Origin of the sequence: Chitinimonas viridis, from assembly GCF_030409555.1 — a bacterium.
Classification (GTDB): domain Bacteria; phylum Pseudomonadota; class Gammaproteobacteria; order Burkholderiales; family Chitinimonadaceae; genus Chitinimonas; species Chitinimonas viridis.
This window is the reverse complement of sequence record NZ_JAUFPU010000004.1, coordinates 565785-590060: the sequence shown is the minus strand read 5'-3', so window position 1 is coordinate 590060 and position 24276 is coordinate 565785. Positions and strand designations below refer to the sequence as shown.

19 protein-coding genes are annotated in these 24276 nt (G+C 62.2%); 5 read left to right on the top strand and 14 right to left on the bottom strand.

Annotated elements, in window-relative coordinates:
- Positions 1-53 precede the first annotated feature (53 nt).
- Positions 54-785, top strand: a complete 732-nt coding sequence (locus QWZ03_RS06865) for a substrate-binding periplasmic protein (protein WP_290332036.1) — start codon at positions 54-56, stop codon at positions 783-785.
- An 88-nt stretch (positions 786-873) separates the two neighbouring features.
- On the opposite strand, the gene fusA is transcribed toward QWZ03_RS06865, so the two are convergent.
- The 14 genes from fusA to QWZ03_RS06795 all read right to left on the bottom strand — a co-directional run bounded on the left by fusA (position 874) and on the right by QWZ03_RS06795 (position 19093).
- Entirely contained in the window at positions 874-2901 is a 2028-nt protein-coding gene (gene fusA, locus QWZ03_RS06860) for an elongation factor G (RefSeq protein WP_290332035.1), read from the bottom strand.
- Between the two features lie 593 nt (positions 2902-3494).
- Positions 3495-4277, bottom strand: a complete 783-nt coding sequence (locus tag QWZ03_RS06855) for a tetratricopeptide repeat protein (protein WP_284197932.1) — start codon at positions 4275-4277, stop codon at positions 3495-3497.
- A 146-nt stretch (positions 4278-4423) separates the two neighbouring features.
- The gene (locus QWZ03_RS06850) at positions 4424-6811 is read right to left on the bottom strand and encodes a CehA/McbA family metallohydrolase (RefSeq protein WP_290332034.1); all 2388 of its coding nucleotides are present in this window, start codon (positions 6809-6811) and stop codon (positions 4424-4426) included.
- 164 nt (positions 6812-6975) lie between these two features.
- On the bottom strand, positions 6976-8757 hold the full coding sequence (locus QWZ03_RS06845) for an ABC transporter ATP-binding protein (protein ID WP_290332032.1): 1782 nt from the start codon (positions 8755-8757) through the stop codon (positions 6976-6978).
- Between the two features lie 122 nt (positions 8758-8879).
- Positions 8880-9650, bottom strand: coding sequence for a M48 family metallopeptidase (locus QWZ03_RS06840; protein ID WP_290332031.1), 771 nt, complete (start codon positions 9648-9650; stop codon positions 8880-8882).
- A 203-nt stretch (positions 9651-9853) separates the two neighbouring features.
- The gene (locus tag QWZ03_RS06835; RefSeq protein WP_290332030.1) at positions 9854-11323 is read right to left on the bottom strand and encodes a glycoside hydrolase family 64 protein; all 1470 of its coding nucleotides are present in this window, start codon (positions 11321-11323) and stop codon (positions 9854-9856) included.
- Between the two features lie 99 nt (positions 11324-11422).
- A complete protein-coding gene (locus tag QWZ03_RS06830) occupies positions 11423-13468 on the bottom strand; it encodes a pectate lyase-like domain-containing protein (protein ID WP_290332028.1) in 2046 nt (681 codons plus the stop codon).
- A gap of 471 nt (positions 13469-13939) precedes the next feature.
- Complete coding sequence (bamC, locus tag QWZ03_RS06825) at positions 13940-15115, bottom strand: NlpB/DapX family lipoprotein (RefSeq protein ID WP_290332027.1); 1176 nt, start codon at positions 15113-15115, stop codon at positions 13940-13942.
- 14 nt (positions 15116-15129) lie between these two features.
- Positions 15130-16008, bottom strand: a complete 879-nt coding sequence (gene dapA, locus QWZ03_RS06820; protein ID WP_290332026.1) for a 4-hydroxy-tetrahydrodipicolinate synthase — start codon at positions 16006-16008, stop codon at positions 15130-15132.
- 309 nt (positions 16009-16317) lie between these two features.
- Positions 16318-16977, bottom strand: a complete 660-nt coding sequence (locus QWZ03_RS06815; RefSeq protein WP_284197940.1) for a glycerophosphodiester phosphodiesterase — start codon at positions 16975-16977, stop codon at positions 16318-16320.
- 171 nt (positions 16978-17148) lie between these two features.
- A complete protein-coding gene (locus QWZ03_RS06810) occupies positions 17149-17793 on the bottom strand; it encodes a glutathione S-transferase family protein (protein WP_290332025.1) in 645 nt (214 codons plus the stop codon).
- Between the two features lie 191 nt (positions 17794-17984).
- Positions 17985-18368 (bottom strand): rhodanese-like domain-containing protein, encoded by a 384-nt coding sequence (locus tag QWZ03_RS06805; protein ID WP_290332024.1) that lies wholly within the window; start codon positions 18366-18368, stop codon positions 17985-17987.
- 100 nt (positions 18369-18468) lie between these two features.
- Positions 18469-18660 carry a hypothetical protein gene (locus tag QWZ03_RS06800; protein ID WP_284197943.1) on the bottom strand — a complete coding sequence of 64 codons (192 nt, stop codon included), beginning with the start codon at positions 18658-18660 and terminating at the stop codon, positions 18469-18471.
- Positions 18661-18700: 40 nt separating this feature from the next.
- The gene (locus QWZ03_RS06795) at positions 18701-19093 is read right to left on the bottom strand and encodes a DUF2917 domain-containing protein (RefSeq protein WP_284197944.1); all 393 of its coding nucleotides are present in this window, start codon (positions 19091-19093) and stop codon (positions 18701-18703) included.
- 113 nt (positions 19094-19206) lie between these two features.
- On the opposite strand from QWZ03_RS06795, the gene gcvA reads away from it, so the two are divergent.
- The 4 genes from gcvA to QWZ03_RS06775 all read left to right on the top strand — a co-directional run bounded on the left by gcvA (position 19207) and on the right by QWZ03_RS06775 (position 24275).
- Positions 19207-20148 carry a transcriptional regulator GcvA gene (gcvA, locus tag QWZ03_RS06790; RefSeq protein ID WP_290332022.1) on the top strand — a complete coding sequence of 314 codons (942 nt, stop codon included), beginning with the start codon at positions 19207-19209 and terminating at the stop codon, positions 20146-20148.
- On the top strand, positions 20136-22322 hold the full coding sequence (locus QWZ03_RS06785; protein ID WP_290332020.1) for a patatin-like phospholipase family protein: 2187 nt from the start codon (positions 20136-20138) through the stop codon (positions 22320-22322). Before gcvA ends, QWZ03_RS06785 begins: the two co-directional genes overlap by 13 nt.
- A 143-nt stretch (positions 22323-22465) precedes the next feature.
- A complete protein-coding gene (locus QWZ03_RS06780) occupies positions 22466-23533 on the top strand; it encodes a type II asparaginase (RefSeq protein ID WP_290332019.1) in 1068 nt (355 codons plus the stop codon).
- 154 nt (positions 23534-23687) lie between these two features.
- A complete protein-coding gene (locus QWZ03_RS06775) occupies positions 23688-24275 on the top strand; it encodes a DUF4166 domain-containing protein (protein ID WP_290332018.1) in 588 nt (195 codons plus the stop codon).
- Position 24276: the final 1 nt, after the last annotated feature.

The following is a 24276-nucleotide window of genomic DNA, read 5'->3' as shown; positions in this document are numbered from 1 at the left end:
GTTTGTAGCGGCTATAACCCAGAGCAAATCAAACACCCTATCTGGAGTCCTCCATGCGCCTGTCTCTCTCCCAGCTGTTTGCCTTTGCTCTTGGCCTTGCACTGCTGCCGGCCTGGGGTGAGGCGCGTATCGTGGCGGGTGAAGTACCGCCCTTTGTCTACATGGAAAAAGGCGCGGTCAAGGGCGTTGCAGCCGACCTGGTGCGCGAGATGGCCAAGCGGGTGGGGCATTCTGGCAAGATCGATGTGCAGCCTTTTACCCGAATGCTGGAGACAGGCAAAACCGAAGCCAATGTGCTGCTGATACCGCTGGGCCGCAATGCCGCGCGCGAAGCCAGCTACCAGTGGGTGACTGGTCTGGTGGATGAGGAATTCGTGCTGATAGGCCATGCCACCAGCAAGGTGGATGTCAGCAGCTTCAATCCGGCGCTTACCGTGGGAGTGATGCGTGATTCGGTGGGTGCGGGCATAGCCAAGTCCAAGGGCTTTACCAAGATTGAAGATGTGGTGAAGGAGGAGATGAATGCCCAGAAGCTGGCCAATGGCCGGATCGACGCCTGGCTGGCCGCCTGGAATTCAGCGCTGCAGGGCCAGCGTGCGGCGGGCCTGGATGCCAAGCAGCTCAAGCGAGGCGCGGTGGCCAGCAGGGTCAGTATCTACCTGGGGGCCTCACTCAAGTTTGACAAGGCGGAAGCCGAGACCTGGAAGGCTGCGCTAGAGGCGATGAAGAAGGATGGGAGCTTCGATAGGATTGTGAAGTCGTATGGATATGAGCTGCCGAAGTAGGTGGGTATCCAAGGCGTAGGGCTGCAGCCTGCTGCGGCCAATAAAAAGGCGGACACCGAGGTGTCCGCCTTTGAGTTTGTCAGCCGGGTTAGCCGGTGACAGCGCTGGCCACATGGGCAGGCACAGCCGCATAGTGGTCGAATTGCATGGTGAAGCTGGCACGGCCGGCTGTCAGTGCGCGTAACTGGCCGATGTAGCCGAACATTTCACGTAGCGGCACATGGGCAGCAATGGCGACGGCATTGCCACGCATGGTCTGCTCGCGAACCTGTCCACGACGACGGTTCAGATCGCCAATGGCATCGCCCACATGGTCCAGCGGTGTTACCACTTCCACGGCCATCAGGGGTTCCTGCAGCACCGGGGCCGCTTTGCGCAGTGCTTCGCGCAAGGCCGCACCAGCCGCCAGCTCAAACGCCAAGGGCGAAGAGTCGCGCTCGTGGTAGCTGCCATCCACCAGGGTGACCTTGAGGTCGACCACTGGGTAGCCTGCGACCACGCCCTGTTTGACGGTGTTGCGTACACCAGCCTCCACCCCGGGGATGAACTCGCGGGGGATGGCGCCACCGGTCAACTGGTGGCCGAATACCAAGCCGCTGCCGTGGGGTAGCGGCTCTACCAACAGTTCCACCTCGGCATATTGGCCGGGGCCGCCAGTCTGCTTCTTGTGCATATGGCGCACCGTGGCAGCCTGGGTGATGGTTTCGCGGTAAGCCACCTGCGGCTGCCCGACGTTGACCTCCACCTTGAAGCGGCTACGCAGCTTCTCCAGCGTGACCTCGAGTTGCAGCTCGCCCATGCCTGACAGCACGGTCTGACCGGTCTCGTGATCCTGCTTGAGATGCAGGCTGGGGTCCTCGGACAGCAGGGCCTGCAGACCCTTGAGCAGGTTCTGCTGGTCGGCCTGCGTCCTGGGTTCCACCGCCACATCGATCACCGGCTCCGGTGTATCGATGCGTTCCAGCACCAGTGGATGCGCCAGCGCGGTCAGCGTATCGCCGGTTACCGTGGCCTTGAGCCCGGCAATGGCGACGATATCGCCGGCGATGGCGAAGTTACGCTCCACTTTGCGGTTGGCATGCATCTCGTACAGCCGTGCGATCCGCTCGCGCTTGCCATTGGTGGCATTGAGCACCATGTCACCCACCGCCAGGCGGCCACGGTATAGCCGGGTGAAGGTCAGCATGCCGTGATCATCGTGCTGCACCTTGAAGGCGAGTGCCGCGAGGGGGCCGTTAGGATCCACCGCGATATCGTGCTCACTGGCCACCAGGACTTCGCCGGGCGCCGGCAGGTAAGCGTTGACGGCGTCCAGCAGCGGCTCCACCCCCTTGTTGCGATAGGCCGAGCCCAGCAGCACCGGCACAAAGGTGCCGGCGATGGTGCCACGCCGTATGGCTTGGCGTAGCGCATCGGCACTGGGGTCGGCACCGTCAAGGTAGGCCGCCAGCAAGTCTTCATCCAACTCCACGGTGGATTCAACCAACAGCTTGCGATAGTGCTGGGCCAGTTCCAGTTGTGCAGCCGGTATCGCTGCCACCTCATAGGGCACGGGCAGATGGTCTGCCGACCACAGCAATGCGCGCATCTCAACCAGATCAATGAGGCCACGGAACTCGCCTTCGCTACCTATGGGGAGCTGCAGCACCAGGGGGATGATGCCCAGGCGCTGCTGCATCATGCCAACCACGCGCAGGAAGTCGGCGCCGGTACGATCCAGCTTGTTGATGAAGGCCAGACGCGGCACATGGTATTTGTCGGCCAGGCGCCAGTTTGTCTCAGTCTGCGGCTCCACACCGGCGACGCCGTCGAATACCACCACTGCGCCGTCCAGCACGCGCAATGAGCGGTTGACCTCGATATTGAAGTCGATATGGCCAGGCGTGTCGATCAGGTTGATCTGCGTGCCTTGCCAGAAGACCGTGGTGGCGGCGCTATTGATAGTGATGCCACGTGCCTTTTCCTGCGGGTCGTAGTCCATGGTGGCGGCGCCCTTGTGGACTTCGCCCATTTTATAGTTCTCGCCCGTGTAGAACAGGATGCGTTCGGAGGTAGTGGTCTTGCCGGCGTCGACGTGAGCGATGATGCCGATATTGCGTAGTTTTCTGTCTTCCATGATCTGTGTCTTCCAATAAACAACCCCGGAGGGTTTGCACCAATTCCGGGGTGGTTCTTCCAACCGGATAGGTGCTGTACAGCCCCGTCCGGCATGGATGCCGAGGATAGGGCTAGGCCGTATCTTGCGGGGAGGCGACACAGTGCGCAGGGCGTACCGTGGTCACCAGGTTCGTGCCAAAGGGCGAGCGCAAGCCTCTGCTCCCTTGGCTGGACCAAATTACGGCGATCAACTTGTCGTAAGTACGCATGGCGCACTCCTGCTGTGAAAGAAAAAACAAACCCCGGTGGCTTGAGGCCTACCGGGGTCGGGGTGTTACTGCTACCCGGGTAGGCGTTCAGCCTCCCGAGCAGTGCTCAAAAGGCTAGTACGGCATTGCCAGCAATGCGCGATCTGCAAAGGGTGCACGGGCGCCAGCGGCCACGAGGGCAGCGTTGCTTTGGCAGTGATCGAGTTGGTGTTGGGTCATTGCTGGAGTATCCGTAATCTCTTTCTAGAGACTAACACTATGGTTGGGTTGCACGCAATAGCCCGGGATGGGCGGCAGGCATGGCACGCAGCTTCCCTGCCTGCAGGGCAGGGAAGCGGGCGCATCAATCGTCAGTCAGCTCGGACTTGGCGAACTCCACGTCCAGCTTCTCCATGGCATCCAAGGGCTGGCATTCGGCGGCCTCTTCATACAGCTTGGTGGCGTCCTTGACCTTCTTGTTGCCATAGAGGGTCAGCAGGCCGTTGGCGTATTCGATGCGGGCAATGGCGGAATGGGGAATCAACTCCAGCGCCTTTTCGTAGTGGGCTTCGGATGCATCCTTGGAGACGCCGTAGGTGAGGGAGCCCACCATGCTGCCGACCTTGCCGATGATCTCGGCATGGTAGGCGCCCAGCGCGATATGTGCTTCGGCATGCTCCGGGGCCAGCGACAGGGTTTTATCGAGGCTGGCCTTGCATTTGCTGGCGATGCCCTGGGTCAGTGCCTTGGCGATGGAAATGGCCTGGCTGTAACGGCCCAGTGCATAGGCGTGCTGGTAGTGGGCATTGATGTTGTTGGGATTCTCCTTGGCGGCCACTTCGGCGCGGTCGGCGACTTCCTCGAACAGCTCTTTCTTCTCGTCCTCGTCTTCCACCAGATAGGTGGCGTAGATGCTCTGTGCCTTGTTGGCGGCATTCATGCCCGAGCCGGTTTCGGATTTCAGGCCCAGGGCCACGGCATTCTGAAAATCGCCACGATGGTAGGCGCGCCAGGCTTCCTGGCTGGCTTCATCTTCTGGCCAGGGCTCCTGATCGCCGGCGTGCAGGCGTTCCCACTGTTTCCACAGCTTGTCGCCGTCGTAGTCGAAGGCGGCTGCGTCATGGGGAAAGGCTGTCCACTTGCTCATGGTTGTCTCCGCTGTTGTTGGCATCTGGGGCCATTATAGACAGGCGCTTGCTCGGGTCGGCAATCGAAACAAGGCAGGGGCAAGGGCGTTGTGGCGCCTTTGCCCCTGCTGTGTGGCGGTGGGTGTACCACCTTACCCGGAGTGGGTTAACGCTTGATGCTGGCGGTGCCGCCGGTGTAGCTCAGCGTCAGGGTATAGCGTTGGCTGCTGCTGCTGCCCTTGTAGCTGATGACCTTGAGGTAGACGGTCTGGCTGGCATTGCCATTGGTGTAGCTGAGGCTCTCGGTGCAGGTATTGCCGAGCGATGATTTGAGCGTGCTGTCGCTGCCATTGACCAGGTAGAGATCATAGTCCTTGTCGGTGGGGCCGCTCATGTTCACCCGCAGGGTTTCACCGGGGTTCAGCGTCAGCTTGTAGTAGTCCTTGTCGCTGACCGTGCCCATGGTGCCATTGATGCTGCTGACCGTGCGTGCTGCCACGTTGGCACTGCTGAGGCTGCCGTTGGACTCGGTCTCGGCTAGGCTGCCACCGCCGGTGCTGTTGCTGACGTTGAAGCTGACCGGGTTGCTGCTGGCACTGTTGCCGGCGGCGTCATGGGCGCGGGCCACCAGGGTGTGGCTGCCGTTGGCCAGGGTGGTGCTGTCCAGTACCAGGCTGTAAGGCGTGCTGTTGTCGCTACCCTTGCTGCTGCCATCGACCAGGAACTCCACATTGCTGACGCCAACATTGTCGCTGGCATTGGCGGCCAGGCTGATATTGCCGCTGCTGCCGGTGACGGTGGCTGTCACAGTAGGGGGCGTGGTATCGGTGCCGCCGCCACCCGAAGTCTGGTTGACCCAGACTGGGGCAGACCACAATACCTTGCCGTCGTCCTGAGTCAGCTTGGCGTAGTAGAAGTGCTCGCCAACGGCTGGCGTCACCGTGGTGACTGCGTCGGTGGACAACAGGGTGACGGTGCCATTGCGCCGCGGCACGCCCTCGAATATCTGCACCTGGGTCACGCTACGGCCGGCACTGTTGGCGAAGTTGGCTGTCAGCGTCAGCGGGCCGCTGTTGCTGAAGCGGGCACCCATGATGTGGCCATTGGCGGTGAAGATCAGCTGCGACTGTTTGTCCATGCTGGCAAACACCCGGCGTGCGCGCATGGCTTCGACAAAGCTGGCCAGGTTCAAGGCGGCGCCTTGGGGGATCAGTACGCCGGTGCGGTTGGTGTAGCTGGTGCCCCAGTTGGCGCAGTGATTGTCCTGGTTGGTGGTGGGCGCGACATGGTAGCCCCGCTCCAGCAGCATGTTGTAGGCGCTTTCGTAGTTGCTGCGGCCGGTCTCGGTCTCGGTGGTGTTGGAGGAGAAGGCCGAGGTATTCATGATCTCGGTCGCCACCATGACTTCGTCGCCATTGGCGTCATAGCCCAGCGCCGTGCCATTGATCAGGAACTGGCCGCTACGCTCGGGGTGGTTGAACTGACCTATCCAGCCTTGTTGCTTCATCGTGGCGTAGAGGTTGGCGTAGTCGTTCTTGGCAACAAAGCGGTCACCGATCAACTGGTTGCTGCTGTTGTACTCCCAGGCCAGCAGCTCATGGGCATTCAGGATATTGAGGTGGCCACCGTTGTTGATGACACCCCACTCCATGCCGTAAAGGGCCAGAAAATCGGGGTTGGCGGTGTTGTGGTTGCTGGCCGCGGCCAGGCCGGCCTGGTAGCGGTTGCGGGCGGTGGTGGGATTGGCTGCGCTATTGGTGCTGGAGGATCCATCGAAATAATGGTTGTGCTCCGAGGTCATCAGGAAGTCGAGGCCGGCATTGCGGGCGTAGCTGAAGGCATCGGCCGGGCCGTACTGGCCTGTCTGGGCGGGCTGCGAAGAAGTGCAACTGCCGATGGCGCCGCCGCCATCCGAATCATTGGTCTGGCTGTGCAGGTTGCCGTAGTAGACGGTATAGGGCAGCGAGCCGGTAGCGGGGGCTGCCTGTATGCGCATGCCGCCCTTGCGCTGCACGGTGGGCAGGCCGGCAAAGCGGGGCATGGCCGGCTTGGCCGGATTGCCGACGCGGATATCCCAGCGCTGCAGCTTGCGGTCGTGATCGTCGGCAGTCTGCAGCAGGCGGCTTACCCGTGCACTGGTGTTGCCGGCAATGCTGCGGGCGAGGACGGGATCGGCCACGGTGGCATGCAGTTGCACGCTGTAGGTGCCGTCAGGCAGGCCAGCATGCTTGCCGCTGCGGCCGGCCCAGGGGACTTCCACCGTCAATGGCCGGCCCAGATAGGACGACTCACCGTCCCAGCGCTCGACCAGCTTGCCCTTGGGGTCCAGCAGCTCCAGGCGCCAGGCCACGGTCTGCAGGTAATGGGCGCCGGGGTAATCAAATTGCAGGGCAAAGGTGCGTGCGCCGTTGATATCGCGGCCGGCATAGGGTGCCGACAGGGTGGCGTCGAACTCGAAATGATCGGGGTTGCGGCTGCCAGGGGCGGCCAAGGCGCTGCTGACGGCGAGGCTCAGTGCCAGTGCAACGCAGTACGTAGTTTGTTTCTCTCTCACGGTATTCCCTTATAGACAACGCAGCCGAAACGGATGCCGGTTGCGCGGGCGGGATTCTACCGGGCCGGTGATTAAGAGAATATTTAATTAATCAAACAGTTGGCCAGTGTTGCGCACATCACCCCGCCGGGTTTGGTATTCGGCCAGTGGGGTGTTGTCGCCACTCAGCTTTGGCCGATACGCTCGCCCGTCTGCAGGCGCCAGAGCGCCGCATAGCCACCGTTGTGGGCCAGCAATTGCTCATGCGTACCGCTTTCGACGATGCGACCGCCTTCCAGCAGGTGTATGCAATCGGCCTGGCGCACGGTGGAGAGGCGATGGGCGATGACGATGGTGGTCCGGTCGCGGCTGACGATGTCCAGGCTGCGCTGGATGGCGGCCTCGGTTTCGTTGTCTACCGCGCTGGTCGCTTCGTCCAGTATCAGGATAGGCGGGTTCTTGAGTATGGCGCGAGCCAGCGCCAGGCGCTGGCGCTGGCCACCAGACAGCTTCTGGCCGCGTTCGCCTACCCGGGTGGCAAAGCCCAGTGGCAGCTTGGCAATGAACTCGGTGGCCTCGGCCGCCTGGGCGGCGGCGGCAATGGCGGCTTCGCTGGCATCAGGCAAGCCATAGGCAATGTTGTCGGCGATGGTGCCATCGGTCAGAAAACTGTCCTGCGCCACATAGCCCATGCAGCGGCGCAAGTCCTGTAGGTTCAGTTCGGAGATGGCCTGACCATCCAGCAGGATGCGGCCTGACTGGGCATCGTAAAAGCGCAGTAGCAGCTTGACCAGGGTGGACTTGCCCGAGCCGGTGCTGCCCACGAAGGCGATGGTGCGGCCGGCCGGGATAGTGAGGTTGATAGCTTGCAGGGTAGGGGTCTCGCCATAGGCAAAACCCACGTTCTCGAACACCAGTTCGCCCTTTACCCCGGTTGCCGGGAAGTGGCGGCCCTCGTAGGGGATATTGATGGGGGTGTTGAGCAGGTTCATGGCGCGGTCGATGGCCGCCATGGAACGCTGGTACATGTCGGCTACCTCGGCGAGGCCGGTCAGTGGCCACAGCAGACGCTGGGTCAGGAACACCAGGACAGAATAGGCACCCACTGCCAGCTCGCCTTGCAGGGTAAGCCAGCCGCCGTAGACCAGGGTGGCGGTAAAGCCTGCCAGGATGGCCATGCGTATGACGGGGGTGATGGCCGAGCTGACGGCGATGGCGCGGCTGTTGGCCTCGCGGTAGCCATTGCTGGCCTCCTCGATATGCTTGGCTTCGAAGTTCTCGCTGGCGAAGGCCTTGATGGTGGCCAGGCCCAGCAGGTTGTTGTTGAGTCGGGCGCTGACATCGCCTGCGGCCACCCTGACTTCGGCATAGCGCGGCGCCAGCCGTTTCTGGAACCAGAATGCCCCCAACAGGATGGCGGGTACCGGCAGCAGCGAGATGATGGCCAGGGTAGGCTGCAGGGCAAAGAACACGGCACTGACCATGATGGACGAGCACACCACCTGGATGATCTGGTTGGCGCCGCCATTGAGGAAGCGCTCCATCTGGTTGATGTCCTCGTTCAGGATGGACATCAGGTTGCCGGTGCGCTGGTTCTCGAAATAGGCCATCTCCAGCTTCTGTACATGCTGGTAGGCGTCCAGCCGCAAGTCATGCTGCAGATCCTGGGCCAGCTTGCGCCATTTGATGGAGTAGAGGTATTCGAAGAACGATTCGCCGCCCCAGATTAGGACATTGACCACCCCCAGCAGCAGCAGCTGGTGCCAGGTGTCGGTGATGCCAAAGCTGCCCAGTACCTGCTTGGCCAGAAAACTCTTCTCGCCATTGACCACGATGTCGACGGCTACGCCGATCAGTACCTCGGGCAGGACGTCGAAGAATTTGTTGATGACCGAGTACAGCGCGGCGAGACGGAAGTCGCTGCGGTAGTTGCGGGCATAGCCCAGGAGCTTTTTGAGGGGATGCATGGCCAGGCGCACGGTAGAGAGGCGCGAACGATAGCGCAGTTTTGCTCGTGTCGACAGGTGCAGTCGCGCTGCCATGCAACAGGGGCGCAATCTGCGCCCCTGCGGTGCTACAACATGGTGGCTTACTTGCCGGCCATCTTGTCCTTCACGCGATTGGCGCGCTTTTCCGGATCGGGATGGGTGGACAGCATGGCATCAAGGCCGGTCTGCTTGCCGCCGTCGCCGGCCAGCTTGCGGAAGGCGCTTTCCATGGCGGCGGGCGGGTACTTGTGCTTTTGCATGAAGGCGAAGCCGTAGTCATCGGCATCGGTCTCTTGGCTGCGCGAGAAGCTGTTGTTGAGCAAGGCTTCGGACAGCGCGCCCAGGTCGGACTCGGCCATCTGCTTGATGCCACCGCCCTGCGAGGCAGCCAGGTTGCGGCCGGCGGAGGCCAGATAGGCGGTACGCATGGCGTTGAGGCTATGGGTCAGCTTGACGTGGCCGATTTCGTGGCCGATCACGGCGCGCAGCTCGTCGTCGGTCATCAGGTCCATCAGGCCGGAATAGACGCGCACGCTACCGTCGGCGGTGGCGAAGGCATTGACGTTGGGCGAGAGGTAGACCTTGAAGTTCAGCTTCATGCCGTCTTCGTTCTGGTGCTTGGCCACCAGCTTGGCCAGGCGCTTGGCGTACTTGTCCTTGGCGGGAGCGACCTTTTCCTTTTTGTCGGAGCTGGCTACGTATTGCTGCGTTACATTCTTCAGGTCGCTGTCGCTGATGGTGGCGGCGCTGACCAGATCAGAGACGGCGCCCATCTTGTTCTTATCGCCCAGCAGGCTGTCCAGGCCGCCGGCCTGGGCTGCGGTGCCCAGCGTGGTGGCGGCAAACATGGCGGCAATCAGGTGCTTTTTCATTTCCTACTCCCTTGCATATATAAAAGGATCGCCTGGGCGACCAGCGCGGCAGTGTAGCGGCTGCCACAGCGATGGCAATGGAATAAATGACAATGGCGTGATTGGACGGCTGCCTGCGGTGGGTCGGGATGGGTTGGACTCTACCTGCACAAGCGGCCAGGAGTAGCGCCACCGGCTCGCTGTGGAGCCGGCGGCGGCATGGCTTACCAGCCTACGGTAATGGTGGCGATGCTGGGATTGGCGGCAGTCAGCGAAGAGCTGAACTCGCGCACGTCGTCGTAGGAGAAGCCGTAGGACAGCCCGTTGATGCTGTGGGCGTGCCAGAAACGGGAGTACTCGTTGGTGGCCTGTTGCTGGTAGAAGCTGTCCGCCCTGGACCACAGCTTGGCATCGTGCGCCACGGTGCGGTTCAGTGCTGCGCACAACTGGGCCTGGATTTGCAGCTGCTTGGCAGTAGCCACGCCCGGTGCGGCGTGGGTGGCGTCGGCAAACACGCCATTGCAGGCCAGTGTCTGGGCGGTGCTTGGCTTGCCGTTGACGTAGTAGGTGCCTTGGGCGTCGCTGAAGCGGAACTGGTTGCCCACGACACGGCCGGTGAAGGTGCCGAGGGCGGTGTCTATTGTCAGGGTCTGCCAGCTGTACTGGGACCAGATGGCGTTGATATAGCCATCGAGATGCTGGCTGTACGGACCGCCGGCCTGAAAGCCACCGTGGGTGGGTGCGACGATGCGGTAGGGCGAGCGTGCCAGTTGCTGGAACGGCGCCGAAGTCTGTGCTCTGTAGGCATTGAACAGCGCAGCGCGTGATTCGGTCTCGCCCACCGTCTGGTCAAAGCCGCTCTTGGATTGCAGCCGCATGCGGACGGGGAAGCCGAACATGTCAACCCGGGTGGTGTTGCCGAAGAAGGCCTGGTTGTCGAGGTGCATTTCGACAAAGTCGAAGATGACCGGGATATTGGGGTCGGACGGATTGTCGATGTTCGGTCCGGCGTAGCCGTTGACCGGGTTGCCGTTGGCGCGCAGGAAGAGCGGGCTGCCCACGCTGAGATAGAGCCGTGCCGACTTGATCTGCCGCACCGTGACGCGCTTGCACTGCGACAGGGGGATGGAGTAGTTGGCGTAGCCGGTGCCGCTGGCTTGGTTGTCGCCCGGCTGCATGGGCACCAGGTTGCCGGCACAGTCCACATGCACGTAGGCATCCTGCTTTGTGGGATCCATGCCTACCATGGTCCAGTACACGGCGTTGTCGGCATAGGCGCCCTTGGTGCCATTGACCAGGTTGAAGGTGGTGCCCTGGGCCGGGAAATCTATCGTGGAGCCGGGCGGCGTCGGGCTGCCCAGCGTGATTGTGACGGGCTGGCTGTCATAGGCGGGCTGGCCATTGTTATAGGTAAACCAACTGGTCACCACGCTACCTATGCCTGCCGGGATGGGTGTCTCATAGCGACCGCTGGCCGGGTTGTAGTGCATGCGGACATTGAGCTGGCCACCACCATTGATGCGGTAGTGGGCATCGACCCAACTGGTGTTCACATTGGAATCAAACCAGAGGGTGGCATTGCTGCCGCTGGTGTGGCTGACGCCATTGGAGAAATCCTCGGCCATCAGGCAAGGCGAGGCGGCGAGCAAGGAGAGGGCGAGACATAGCGCGTGCGGTTTGAACGACATGAACATGGCGGTTCCTTATCAGCGAAATCTGCGGGGAACACGGCGAGCCCCCGTGGGGGATCGCCGCGTGTGGGGGCGCGCACCGATGTACGCAGCCGATGTGTATCAGGGGTAGTTCAGGACATTGCTGGGGGTGGTGGAACTGCCGGTGACCGCACCGCTGTCATTGACCACCCTCGAGATCGTGCCGTTGCCGCCCAGCGAGACGGTGAACACATTGTGCAGGCGTACACCGGGCGTGACCGGCACCTCGAAGCCCCGGGCCGCGTTGATATGCGTGTTCTGCCCGCCGATATTGAAGAAGCAATAGCTGCCCATGCCCCAGCCCTCGTGCTTCTTTACGCCATCGGCCACCTTGTAGGCTGCCCAGCCGTTGCCCCGGCCACTGGTCCAGGCGGCTTGGCTTGGAACATCGTAGGGCATTTCGTTCTGGAAGAAGATGGTCCTGCCGTTCTCGCCATTCCAGATCACCTCGTACTTCTTGTAGTGCTCGACGAAGAGGCCAGTGGCCAGCACATTGTGGCCATTCACAACCAGGCCGGTATCGCCGGTGTTGATGTCCCAGCCGGTTGGGCTGCTGCCGTGGTCGGCACGCCAGGCCCAGATATGATCGAGCAGGGTATCGTTGGCGTTGACGATAAGACTGGTGGTGGCCTTGCCCGGCAGTGCCCCGCCTATGCGGAAGAAGATATCCTGCACGCTGATGGGATTGGCCGCATGGTTGGCCTGAGCGCCTTGCGTGCCGACGGTAAGCAGGGCAGCGCTGTTGACCGTCCCGGCATCGAACACCAGGCCGGCCAGGCGCACACCATCCACATCAGCCACGCTCATGGCATTGACGCCGCCTTGGGGGATCAGCGTGGGGAAGCCGATTCCCAGTACGATGGTATTGGCCCGCGTGACGCGCAATGTGTCGTTGAGCTGATACACGCCCGGCGTAAAGAACAGGTGCTTGCCGCTGGCGAGCGCGGCGTTGATGGCGGCTGCGCTGTCGCCCGGGCGTGCGATATGAAACTGGCTGAGCGGCAGGGAGTAGCCCGGTGTGCTGCCGCCTGACCAGCTGGCACCCACCGCATTGATCCTGTGGGTGGGGACGAACACGCTGTAGCGGCCTGCGTCATCGAGATAGAGGTAGGGCTTGTCCCGGGAGATGGGCGTGGTGGCGAGCGTGGTATAGGGCGGTGAGGGGAAGGATTGGGCGGGGGCGCCGGTGACGCCCGAGAACACGGTGTTCCACACACCGTCATACCAGTTGCCCACATTGCTGTCGCGGGTGTACCACTGCTGCTGCGAGCCGGTCGCCACCACACCATCGATCTTGCTGTCGGCGATATAGCCACCGCTGGACCAGCCGCTATTGGAGGGGCTCATGACCAGGTTACCCCGGATATGGACACGGCGCATGGGCGCGGCTTGCGACACCGCCCAGCGGTTGGTGCCGCCATTAGGGGCGATGGACAGGTTCTCGACCGAGCGCCAGAAGTTCTGGGTGGCATTGTTCTCGTCACCGTGGTTCCAGCCGCTGTCGGCATTCACTGCGCCGGCCAGGGTGACATCGCCAGGGTTGCGGCCCAGGCCTGCCAAGGCGGTATAGAAGCCGGTGTTTACCCAGACGTTGTAGCGGCCTGGCTTGAACAGGAAGACATGGCGTTGCGAACCGAACTGCGCAGTAGGGCTGCGCAGCTGCGCATTGAAGGCGGCATCCACGGCTGACTGGATGGCGGTGGCGGGCATGGTGGGGTCGAAAACCTTGACGTTGGGGCCAAGGTCTATGGCTGTGCCGGTGTCACCATCGCCATCGTCACCACCTGCGAAGGTGTGGGTGGTGCTGGGGGTATCGTATGCGGGCATGCCGTTGTTGTAGGTAAACCAATAGCTGAGCTGGCTACCGGCGCTGATATTGCTGAGCGGCAGTTCATAGCGGCTGTTGGCGCCCACATAGTTGAGGCGTACGTTCTGTTGCGGTCCCGCATTGATGCGATAGTGCACATCCGCCCAAGTGGTATTGACGCTGGACTTGAACCAGATGGTGGCCGTGCTGCCGGATTCGGCGATGCCTTGGGTGTAATCGGCTGCGATAGCCGGGTTTGAAGCCATGGAAATGACAATGACATTTGCGCTGAGCGCAAGAAGTCCTTGTAAGCTATGCATGTTGTCTCCTTTGTCACATTGTCTATTGGTTTGCCTGGCCCTGGACAGCGATGTCCGTCGTTTATGTGTCCACTTACAGACCAGTGGCGTCAGCATAGGAGTGCTGTAAGCTAAATGCAAGCATCGGTAAGAAATTGGTAAGCAATAAGTAAGTTTGTAGTAAGTAAATGATCGCCTACAAACGGCGCAAGCCCGTTGGGTAGGGGTGTTGCGCACAGTTCATCGCCCTGTTGCAGGCGGACACACTACGGCGCAGCCGCGATGAAATCGACGTCGCACCCAACCTTGGCAAGGTGGGGGCCAGGCCAATAAGCGGGATGGGGCAGGGTGGGTAGGCGCCCGGGGGTAATAAAAAACGCGCCACCTCAGCAAGAGGTGGCGCGTTTCGAGACTGACTGCTGCTACCCGATATCAAAAGGGTCTATGCAAGACCTTGGGGCGGGTACGGCGGTGCAGGCGGCCCTGCACGGTTTAGCGCAACTCGCCTATCAAAGGGTTGAGCACATTGCCAACGGTAGTGTCTGGCAGGGCATTGCCATCCTTGCCGCCCACGCGCACGACAGTGCGGCTGTCCTTGCCCGATACGATGACCACGTATTCGTAGCTCAGCGGTGCATCCACCTTCTTCTCTTCGCTCTTCCAGAAGGCCAGGGTATCCCAGAAGCTGCTACCTTCCTTGGCGGTCTGCATCACACCCGGACGGATGTAGTACACACCCAGCGAGCGGTCGCGGTCGCTGATGCTGTAGCCGGCACGTTCCAGTGCCAGGCCCACACGGCGCCAGGCACGGTCGAAGCCTTCGGCCAGCTGGATGGCCTGTTTGCCATCGGCCATAGTAATCATGCTGGCGCGCTCGCCGCTGCTGGTGGCTGCAGTAGTGCTGCTGCTATCTGCCGTGGTGGTGCTGTTGACCACCTGGTTGGCGGTATCGGCCGTCACGCCCAGGCGTACCAGCAGCTTCTTCAGCTGCTCGGCTTCGCGGGCAGGTTCAGCGGGGCGCTTGGTCCAGCGGGTGTCTTCGCGGTTGGCGCCGATGAAGTTCTCTTCCATGCCGCGATGGCTGATGTAGATCTCGGTGGTGCCGGCCTCGGTACCCCGCTCGATGCGCATACGGTACTGATCCACCATGCCACTGGAGTACAGCGTACCCAAGCCACGCTGCAGGGCAGCACGGATGGTGCCGACGGGCAGCTCGGGGCGTTCTTCTGCCCAGTTGGTTTCCAGTATGCCGGCCAAGGGGTTGTCTATGGTCAGCTTGAAGCCTTGGTCCAGCCAGAACTGGCGGGCCTGCGGCCAGACAGTTTCGGCCGGGGCGCTGACGACCAGCCAGCGCTGACCGCTGGCCGATTCCATCCTCACCTTGTCGAACTTGGGCAGCACGGCACCGGATTCCAGGGCCTTCTGGCCGGCTGCGGATAGCGTGACGCCGCTGAGGCCGGGAATGTCATAGGTGTTGTTGACGCCGGGCGTGGCAAGGTCGGGCGGTACTTCCAGATCCTTGCGCTGTATCGACTTGCGCGCCTGGGCGTATTCGGGGGTCTTTTCTTCGTCGCTGCCAAAGAAGGGCACGCGGAAAGTAGTGTTGGCACAGCCGGCAGCCAGCAGGGCAACCGTAATGGCGGCCACGGTACGAGTAGAACGAATCATGACGTTGATAACCCTTAGATTTCGATACCGGCCTGCTGCATGGCAGCACGCACGGGGGCAACACTGGCGGAAGTCAGTGGAGTCAGGGGCAGGCGTATGCCGGCTGGCATCATGCCCATCTGGTTCAAGGCCCACTTGGCCGGAATGGGGTTGGCTTCGATGAACAGATGCTTGTGCAGACCTTGCAGCTTGTCGTTGGCGGCACGGGCGGCAACCAGGTCACCACGCAGGGCGGCAGCGCACATCTCGCTCATGAGCTGGGGTGCGACATTGGCCGTGACGGAAATCACGCCATGGCCACCCATCAGCATAAAGGCCAGGGCGGTGGCATCGTCGCCCGAATACAGGGCAAAGCCTTTGGGCGCGCGCATGGCCAGATCGGCGGCTCGGGCGATATCGCCGGTGGCTTCCTTCACGCCGACGATATTCGGGATGGCGGCCAGGCGCAGTATGGTGTCGTTGCTCATGTCTGCAACGGTGCGGCCAGGCACGTTGTACAGGATCATGGGAATGGCGACGGCCTCGGCGATGGCCTTGTAATGCTGGAACATGCCCTCCTGGGTGGGCTTGTTGTAGTAGGGCACGACCGACAGGGTCATGTCCGCACCGGCTTCCTGGGCGCGACGGGACAGCTCGATGGCCTCGCGGGTCGAATTGGCACCCGTACCAGCGATAACCTTGATGCGGCCACTGGCAACGGCGACAACGGCCTTGATCACGGCGATATGTTCTTCCACGTCTACCGTGGCGGACTCACCCGTGGTGCCGACGGCGACGATGCCGGCGGTGCCAGCGGCGATATGGAACTCGACCAGCTTTTCAAGGCTGGCGAAATCGAGGCTGCCGTCCTCGAACATCGGGGTCACGATTGCGACCAGACTGCCATTCAGCATGATGAAGAATCCGTGATGGGCGGAAGATAAGAAAGCGGCGATTCTAACCTGAATAACCGGGGGCGATGTAGGGACTGCGGCAGGCTATTTGAGTTCCTTGCCTGTCTGCCCATGGCCGAGCCGCATGGACCGGCCTTCGGGACTAACCCGCCCAGCCCAATGGCCGTCTTGCCAGAGGCCATCATGCAGCGACTGCAGATCGGGCTGGGGGCGGTTGTAGCATGGGTTCGCCAGCCGATAAGCGGTCAGGTCGCACTGTCTGCCCAAGCGCGCTGGGCAACCGAATCCGGCTGGTGATCGCGCAGCGCATCAGGCAAGCAGGCCTACATGCTCGGGGTAGTCGGTAATGATGGCGTGTACGCCAAATTCACGCATCAACTGGTGCTCGTAGGCCGTCTTTGCGCCGTAGACGATATTGCGAAAACCCAGCGCATTTGCCTGCAGCAGGATGTCGGGATCGACAATCTCGCAGTCCCACACCAGGGTGCGCAGATTGGGGCGGGGCAGGGCGGCATGGAGCAGGCTGTTGATGGCAGCGGGACGGTGGGCATTGAGATAACCGCACTCCACGCTCAGTTGCTCGGCGGCGGACTGGACTACCTCGTGGCGGAACGAGGTCACCAGCAGCCGATGGCTGTCCTCATAGTGGCTGAGCAGGGGAATCGCCAGGCTGGCGGCTGCTGGCGTCTTGATCTCGATGTTCCAGTAAGTATGGGGGAAGGCGTGGAGCGCTTCTGTCAGGGTGGGTACGGTATAGCCGCAGACATCGGATAGCTGCTTGCGGGTCAGGGCGGCAACCGGCTCGCCATTGGCCGCAACCCGGTTGTGAAACAGCACGGCCTCGTGGTCGGCACTGACGCGGACATCGGTCTCTATGCCTTCAAAGCCCAGGCGCAATGCAGCGGCAAAGGCGTCCAGCGTGTTCTCGGGGCTGTGGGCGTGGTAGCCACGGTGGGCGAGCAGATGCATGGCGTAGGTCTCGTGCTGGCGAATGGCACCAGTTTAAGCAAACTGCGTCGACTTGGCATGGCTGCTTGTCGGCAGAGTGTGACGCGGCGGGCATGGCAGCCTGGATATGGCCTGCCACGCCCGTGCGCGGAGGATGGCTGGATCTCCTGGCGCGGCCCCCCGAGGGGCGGGCTACACCCAGGGCTGCTGCAGGCCTTCCTTGGCCATGACACGCTGCACGGCAGGTCGGGCCAGCACACGCTGCAGCCAGGGGCCGATATGAGGGTAGTCGCGCGCTTTCCTGCCGCTGAAGTTACGGGTCCAGCGGCATAGCACGGTAGCGTAGAGGTCGACCACGCTGTAATCCGGGCCCAATAGCCAGTCCTGGCCCGGTTTGGCGAGCTGGGCATCCAGCTGTTCCAGGAGGGTGAGCACACGCGCCTGGGCATGAGCCTGCACATCGGCGATTGCCGCCGGGGTGCTGGCCCAGCGTTCTGGGTAGAAATAGACGATCAAGGCGGTTTGCAGGGTGGTGGAAAGCCAGCTCAACCATTTGTAGCAATGGGCACGCTCTGGTGTGCCGGGCCGTGGCGCCAAGCCGGCGGCTGCCTGCTGATCGGTCAGGTGCAGGCAGATGGCAGCCGTCTCGTACAGCACCAGCTCACCGTCTACCAGCACGGGGATCAGGCCATTCGGATTGAGCTGTCGGTAGGCGGGGCTATCCAGCTCGCCGCCGTCCTTGTCCACTGTGATCAGTTCGAATGGCAAGCCCAGTTCTTCAAGCAGGATATGCGGGATCATGCTGGCGGTGCTGGGGGCGTAATGCAGTTGGATCATGGCGACTCTCTGTGCGGGTTGACAGGGAAGGTCCGGAAACCTTGCTTTCGTCGCGATATGGCGCTGCCCGAGGGGAAGCTTGCCTGACCTATCAAGCCTGTGCTGCGCTGTGCGCTTTTACTCGCGCCTGGTCTTGCTTCGAAGTCGAGTTTTCCAGCAACCTCCTACGGGGTAGGCATCAAAATAAGGATTCAGTGTGCCATGGCCAGGCGGGGCTCGGCGATCAAGCCTTCCAGGGGATAGCCCTGGCGTTGCCACCAGTCCATACCCCCGGCCAGGGTTTTCACCGTATAACCCAACTGGACCAGCTTGAGCGCAGCGCGCTGGGCCGCCTGGCAGCCGGCACCGTCGCCGTAGCAGATGTAGAGGCGCTCCCGCTCGAGGTGGCCGGCGCTCAAGGGGGTGAGCTGGCGCGCCGGCAGGCTGATGGCGCCAGGCAGATGGGCCAGGGTGTAGGCCTCGGGGTGGCGGGCATCGATCAGGGCAAGATGCTGATCGGCGGGTAGCAGGCCGCGTAGCTCGGCCGCGTCCATCTCATACGCCAGTTGGCTGGCGTAGTAGTTGATCTGGTCCATGGGTGTAGTTATCCGGATATCCCTGTACCTTGAATAGGTAGGGCTGTAGGAAGTCCGCTGGCAGTGGAACACCGCCAGCGGGTAGCTCGGGCACTACCTGTCAGGTCTGTTTGCTGATGGCGGGGCGGGTGTCGGGGGCGCTGGCCGTGGTCTCGCTGCGCGCGCCTACAAACATTTCCACCAGCAGGGCGCCCACCAGTAGGGTGCCGATTATGAACAGGATGACGGGTTCCAGTACGTCGTCTACGTGGTGCGCTTCATCGAAGTGCTGCTCTTCATAGTGATGATCCATGATGACGCTCCTTTCGGGTCTGCATGCGGCACCTTGAACCTCAGGCGCACTTGCATCCTGCACTTGCGGGTGTCGCGTGACCATCGGTTTGCGACCGATGTACACCGTGGCCGACTACTTGCGCCAGCGGGCGACGAATGACATGGAGCAAGTCGTTGACCACGCCATAAGCTAGTTGTACTACCGTTCTGGCGTGCTGGTGTACGGCTGGCAGGATTTGCAGCCGAGCGGTATGCAAGGCCTCGATCACCAGTTGCCCACCGCCGCGCAGGCGATAGCTTTGGCCAGGTTGCAGCACGATGTCGCCACCGTTTTCCTCGGTCAGCCACAAGCCACCTTGCTCGCAGACGATCACGGCACCTTCGACACTCTGCAGTGTCAGTACTTGTTTTTGTGCCAAGCGATGTTCGTATTCTATAAACTCGTACAACATTGCCGTGCTCCTTTCCTTGCTTGCGTTGTGGGCCGAGATTGGCCTTGCTTGAGGTGAATTCTGGTCGCGGCAGGGCGCAGGCACAATCGACCATTTCTCATTGGATAGTTGAATTGGATTCACTATTTAAAACGCCAGGACGCTTACCCTCGCTGCCTGCACTGCGGGCCTTCGAGGCGGCTGCCCGTACCGGCAGCGTGGCGCGTGCTGCCGAGGAGCTGTTTGTGACGCCCGGCGCAGTGAGCCACCAGATCAAGTCGCTGGAGGCGCAACTGGGTTTTCCCCTGTTTGTCCGCCAGGGGCGTGGCCTGGCGCTGACCACCGAGGGCACGCGCCTGGCCGTTACGCTGAACCGCCTGTTGGTCGATGTGGGAGGCGAGCTGGAGTCGATACGGCGCGAACGGGAGCGGCCACGGCTGACCGTGTCGGCTTTGCCCTCGTTTACAGCGCGCTGGCTGACGCCACGGCTGGGCCGGTTTATCGAGGCCTACCCTGAGGTGGAGCTATGGGTTCAGTCATCCAAGGCCCTGGAGTCACTGACGACTGGGGGCATAGACCTGGGCATACGCCTGGGGCCGGGTAACTGGCGCGGTGTGTATGCCGAGCGTTTTCTCGATGAATTCTTCATGGTGGTGGCCAGCCCTAAGCTGCCTGGCGGCCTGCCGCGCACGCCGGCTGAACTAGCAGGGCGGCCTCTGCTGCGGGGCGATGGCGAACCCTGGAAGCCCTGGTTTGACCTGGTTGGCTTGGATCTGCCTGAGCCTACCCAGGGCCTGGTGTTCAGCGATTCCGGCCTGCTGGTACAGGCGACGACCGAGGGGCAGGGCATTGCCCTGGCGCGCCGCTCGCTGGTGCAGGATGACCTGGCCAGCGGTAAGCTGGTACGCCTGTTCGAGGCGACTTTGCCGTTCCAGTGGTCGTACTGGCTGGTGACTGCCGCGCCGCCACCGCATCGCCCGGTGCTGCAGACGTTTATAGATTGGCTCAAGGCCGAGATTCTTATTTCATTGCAATCCGCTGAACCTGATACCCAACCACGACCATGCGCAGACTAGCTTGCAACGCCTTGATATCGACCCTGTTGGCAGTAGGCCTGGCCCAGGCGGCAGAGCGACCGCGTGTCGCGCTGGTGCTGGGCGGCGGCGGTGCCCGTGGGCTGGCTCATGTGGGCGTGCTCAAGGTGCTGGAGGAGGCCAGGGTGCCAGTGGACTGCGTGGTGGGTACCAGCATGGGGGCGCTGGTCGGCGGTATCTACGCCAGCGGGCGCTCGGCGGCAGATGTGGATGCCACCGTGCGCCAGATAGACTGGGATGATGTGCTGGACGACCGGCCCCAGCGCCAGCAACGCAGCTATCGCGACAAGCAGGACGACTGGTTCAATATGATGAACCTGGGCCTGGGTGTGTCGGATACCGGCCAGTTGTTGTTTCCCAAGGGCGCCATCAATACCCAGAAGGTGGATCTGCTGATACGCCAGTTGGTGAACAACGCTACCCTGCCCAGTTTCGACGGCCTGCCGGTGCCCTATCGGGCGGTGGCGGCTGATCTGGAGACTGGCGATATGGTGGTGCTGTCGCGGGGGGACCTGGCGGCTGCCATGCGTGCCAGCATGGCGGTGCCGGGGGTGTTTCCGCCGGTGGAGCGTGATACCCGGGTACTGGTGGATGGCGGCATTGCCCGCAACCTGCCGGTGGATGTGGCCCGTGGCCTTTGCGGCGATGTGGTCATCGCGGTGGACGTCAGCTCACCGCTGCTGACACGCAAGCAGACTACCGATGTATTGGCTATTTCGGACCAGACCGTGCGGGCGTTGATGCAGCGCAACGTGGATGAGCAACTGAAGCAGCTGGGGACGCGCGATATCCTGATCACGCCGCAGCTGGGCAATCTTTCGCCCACCGCATTTGCCGATGCGCTGGATGCGGTGGCCGCTGGTGAGGAGGCGGCCAGGCTGGCGCTGCCGAGCTTGCTTGCCTACAGGGTGAATGAAGCAGGCTGGCAGCAGTGGCGCCAGCAATTGGCGGGGCGTGTTTACCAGCCAGGGCCGGTACGTGCGGTGGTGGTGGACAGCACGCGTTTCGTGAACCCCAATGTGCTCAAGGATGCGCTGGAGGTCAAAACCGGCGAGCCGCTGGATGTACCGGCTTTCCATGACAAGCTGGGCAAGGTCTACGCCAGCGGTGATTTCGAGCAGATAGACTATCGCATGGTACGGGACGGCGATGGCGAAACCGTGCAACTGCTACCCAAGGAAAAGCCCTGGGGGCCGGGCTACCTGGATCTTGGCCTGGGCCTGCGCACGGATTTCGATGATGACGCGGCCTTCCAGCTCAGTGCCCAGTATCGCCGTAGCTGGATCAATGCTCGCGGAGCGGAGTGGAAGACACGCTTGTTCCTGGGGCAATCACGCGGATTGACGACCCAGTTCTACCAACCGCTGAACCGTGACGGCACTTTCTTCACCGAGCTGCAAGGCCGCTTCAGCAACGATAGCTTCCCCATTTACTTCGAGGGCGAGCGTCTGGCCGAGTACCGGCTGGCCGAACGCGGCATCAAGCTGGACCTGGGCAGCCTGTGGGGACGCTGGGGCGAAATGCGGCTGGGGCTGGAATACAGCCGCAAGCGACTGTCGCGCGCGACCGGTGATCCTGCACTGGGCGAGGGCCGTGGCAACGAAGGGGGCGTGCACTACAGCCTGGTCTATGACCAACTGGACAGCGCCCGCTTTCCGCGCGAGGGTAGCTTTGCCGGCCTGCATCTGTATAGCAACCTGACCAAGCTGGGCGGCGAAGCCAACTATCACAAGGCGCAGTGGACGCTCAAGCATGCCCAGCGCTGGGGTAACTGGGCTGCCTATCTGGACACCCAGTACGACTACAGCCGCGAGGCGGAAATCAACGCACTGCCTCGAGCCGGGGGGCTGTTCAAGCTGTCCAGCTATGGCATCGATGAGTTGCGTGCCGAACGTATCTTCCGCAGCCAGTTCCGCTTGTCGCAGGATGTGACCCGTCTGACGCCCTTGCTGGGCACCGCCGGGTTCTGGGGCTTCTCTCTGGAGGCAGCACGTATATGGCAGCCATTGGATAACACGCTAGACAGCAACAGGCTGCTGTATTCGGGAACCGTGTTTGTGGGTAGCGATACTCGGCTGGGGCCGGCCTATTTTGCCGTGAGCTATGGCGACAACAAGCATGGCAAGGTTTACCTGAGCATCAACGGCGGGTTCTGACGCTGCCCGTAGCGAGAGCAGGGTGGATCGGGGCTAGGTGCTAACCCCAATGGGGGCTGTCCCAATGTGATATCCCCCAATTCTGCCCGCGGGTGCTGAGGCGGTAGCTTGTCTTCATCCTTACAACAAGATGGAGACAAGCGATGGAACTGACCCTGTGGAAAAGATGGTTGCTGGTGGGTGTGGCGGCCTCCACGTTCAATGCGGCTGCCTGGGCGGCGGACAAGGCCAATGTGGTGATACTGGCGACCGGTGGCACCATAGCCGGTGCGGGTGCCAGCACCGCCAACAGTGCCAGCTACCAGGCGGCCAAGGTGCCGGTGGACAAGTTGATGCTGAGTGTGCCGGAGCTGGCCCGTGTGGCCCGGATACGCGGCGAGCAGGTGTTCCAGATCGCCTCGGAGAGCTTTACCAATAGCCATTTGCTGCAGCTGGGCAAGCGTATTTCGGCCTTGGCCAAGCAGCAGGATGTGGACGGCATCGTCGTCACCCATGGTACCGATACGCTGGAGGAGACGGCCTATTTCCTCAATCTCACGGTCCATACCGACAAGCCCATCGTGGTGGTCGGTTCGATGCGGCCTGGTACGGCCATGTCGGCCGATGGTGCGTTGAATCTCTACAACGCCGTGGTCGTGGCGGCGAGCCGCGATGCCAGGGGCAAAGGCGTGCTGGTGACCATGAACGACCAGATCGATAGTGGCCGCGATGTGGGCAAGGGTATCAATATCAAGACCAATGCCTTTGCCAGCCAGTGGGGGCCGCTGGGCATGGTGGTGGAAGGCCGGAACTACTGGTTCCGCGCACCGGTGAAACGCCACACCATGAGTAGCGAGTTCGATATCGACAAGCTGGACCAACTGGCGCCGGTAGAAATTGTCTACGGCTATGGCAATGTGCCTGCCAGCCTGTACGAGGCCGCTGCGGCAGCGGGTGCCCGCGCCATCATCCATGCGGGTACGGGCAATGGCTCGGTGGCCGACAGGATAGTGCCTACCCTGCAAAGCCTGCGGGGCAAGGGCGTGCAGATCATCCGCTCTGCCAGGGTGCCGGCCGGCTTTGTGTTGCGCAACGCCGAGCAGCCCGACGACAAGCACGACTGGGTGGTGGCGCACGATCTGAATCCGCAGAAGGCCCGCATACTGGCGGCCGTAGCCTTGAGCCAGTTCAGTGACAGCCAGAATCTGCAGCGGGTGTTCTGGGAGTATTGACCGTCCTGCGGTAGCGGCGGCAGAGCAGGGTGAATATGCAAGGCGACGCCGGCATCCGGCTCGCCTGATGCCGCCCTCTGCGATGGTGGCGTATGATGCGGCAGGCCTACCCCGTGCACGTTGATGCTGCCTGCCCATGCCCACAGACCTTGCCATGCCCGCTCCCCTAGCTGTCAACAGCGATCACAACCTGGTGCACGACTGGCTGGGCCCGCAATTCGCCCGCCTGCATCCTTTGCTGCAGGCATTGCACCTGCAGGGCGGCCTGCTCCGGGGGCCTGTCGATATCGTTTTCGGTAAAGGACTGGGTGGTCTGGTGGGGCGACGCCTGGCGACCAAGCTGGGGGTGCCGACTGAAGTGGCACCTCATACCCTGGCCGTGCATATCCGGCCCGGTGCGGATGGCCTGCACTGGGATCGCTGTTTTGACGGCAAGCACTGGTTCCGCTCGCTGTTTGTGCCCAGAGGGTACTGGCCCAGCGGTTACTGGATAGAACAAAGTGGCGCCATAGTGCTGGAACTGGGGGTAGAGGTCATCGAGGGCGGATGGCACTGGCAGACCCGCGCGGTCCACTTGGGGCGCCTGTCCTTGCCGCGCTGGTGCCTGCCCCGCACGCGCGCACACAAACGTATCGTTGATGGGCGCTATCAGTTCTCGGTGGCTATCTCCGTGCCTTTGCTGGGTGTCGTACTGACTTACTCGGGTTCGCTGGCGGCCGATACCCTACCTGCCTCCGTTTGAT

Coding starts and splice junctions, on each gene's coding strand:
- QWZ03_RS06810 (WP_290332025.1), bottom strand. CDS start 17,793: ATGATCCAACTGCATTACGCCCCCAGCACCGCCAGCATGATCCCGCAT.
- QWZ03_RS06805 (WP_290332024.1), bottom strand. CDS start 18,368: ATGGACCAGATCAACTACTACGCCAGCCAACTGGCGTATGAGATGGAC.
- QWZ03_RS06855 (WP_284197932.1), bottom strand. CDS start 4,277: ATGAGCAAGTGGACAGCCTTTCCCCATGACGCAGCCGCCTTCGACTAC.
- QWZ03_RS06830 (WP_290332028.1), bottom strand. CDS start 13,468: ATGCATAGCTTACAAGGACTTCTTGCGCTCAGCGCAAATGTCATTGTC.
- dapA (WP_290332026.1), bottom strand. CDS start 16,008: ATGCTGAATGGCAGTCTGGTCGCAATCGTGACCCCGATGTTCGAGGAC.
- QWZ03_RS06780 (WP_290332019.1), top strand. CDS start 22,466: ATGGAACTGACCCTGTGGAAAAGATGGTTGCTGGTGGGTGTGGCGGCC.
- QWZ03_RS06865 (WP_290332036.1), top strand. CDS start 54: ATGCGCCTGTCTCTCTCCCAGCTGTTTGCCTTTGCTCTTGGCCTTGCA.
- QWZ03_RS06800 (WP_284197943.1), bottom strand. CDS start 18,660: ATGGATCATCACTATGAAGAGCAGCACTTCGATGAAGCGCACCACGTA.
- QWZ03_RS06840 (WP_290332031.1), bottom strand. CDS start 9,650: ATGAAAAAGCACCTGATTGCCGCCATGTTTGCCGCCACCACGCTGGGC.
- QWZ03_RS06815 (WP_284197940.1), bottom strand. CDS start 16,977: ATGCATCTGCTCGCCCACCGTGGCTACCACGCCCACAGCCCCGAGAAC.
- QWZ03_RS06795 (WP_284197944.1), bottom strand. CDS start 19,093: ATGTTGTACGAGTTTATAGAATACGAACATCGCTTGGCACAAAAACAA.
- bamC (WP_290332027.1), bottom strand. CDS start 15,115: ATGATTCGTTCTACTCGTACCGTGGCCGCCATTACGGTTGCCCTGCTG.
- QWZ03_RS06835 (WP_290332030.1), bottom strand. CDS start 11,323: ATGTTCATGTCGTTCAAACCGCACGCGCTATGTCTCGCCCTCTCCTTG.
- fusA (WP_290332035.1), bottom strand. CDS start 2,901: ATGGAAGACAGAAAACTACGCAATATCGGCATCATCGCTCACGTCGAC.
- QWZ03_RS06845 (WP_290332032.1), bottom strand. CDS start 8,757: ATGCATCCCCTCAAAAAGCTCCTGGGCTATGCCCGCAACTACCGCAGC.
- QWZ03_RS06775 (WP_290332018.1), top strand. CDS start 23,688: ATGCCCGCTCCCCTAGCTGTCAACAGCGATCACAACCTGGTGCACGAC.
- QWZ03_RS06785 (WP_290332020.1), top strand. CDS start 20,136: ATGCGCAGACTAGCTTGCAACGCCTTGATATCGACCCTGTTGGCAGTA.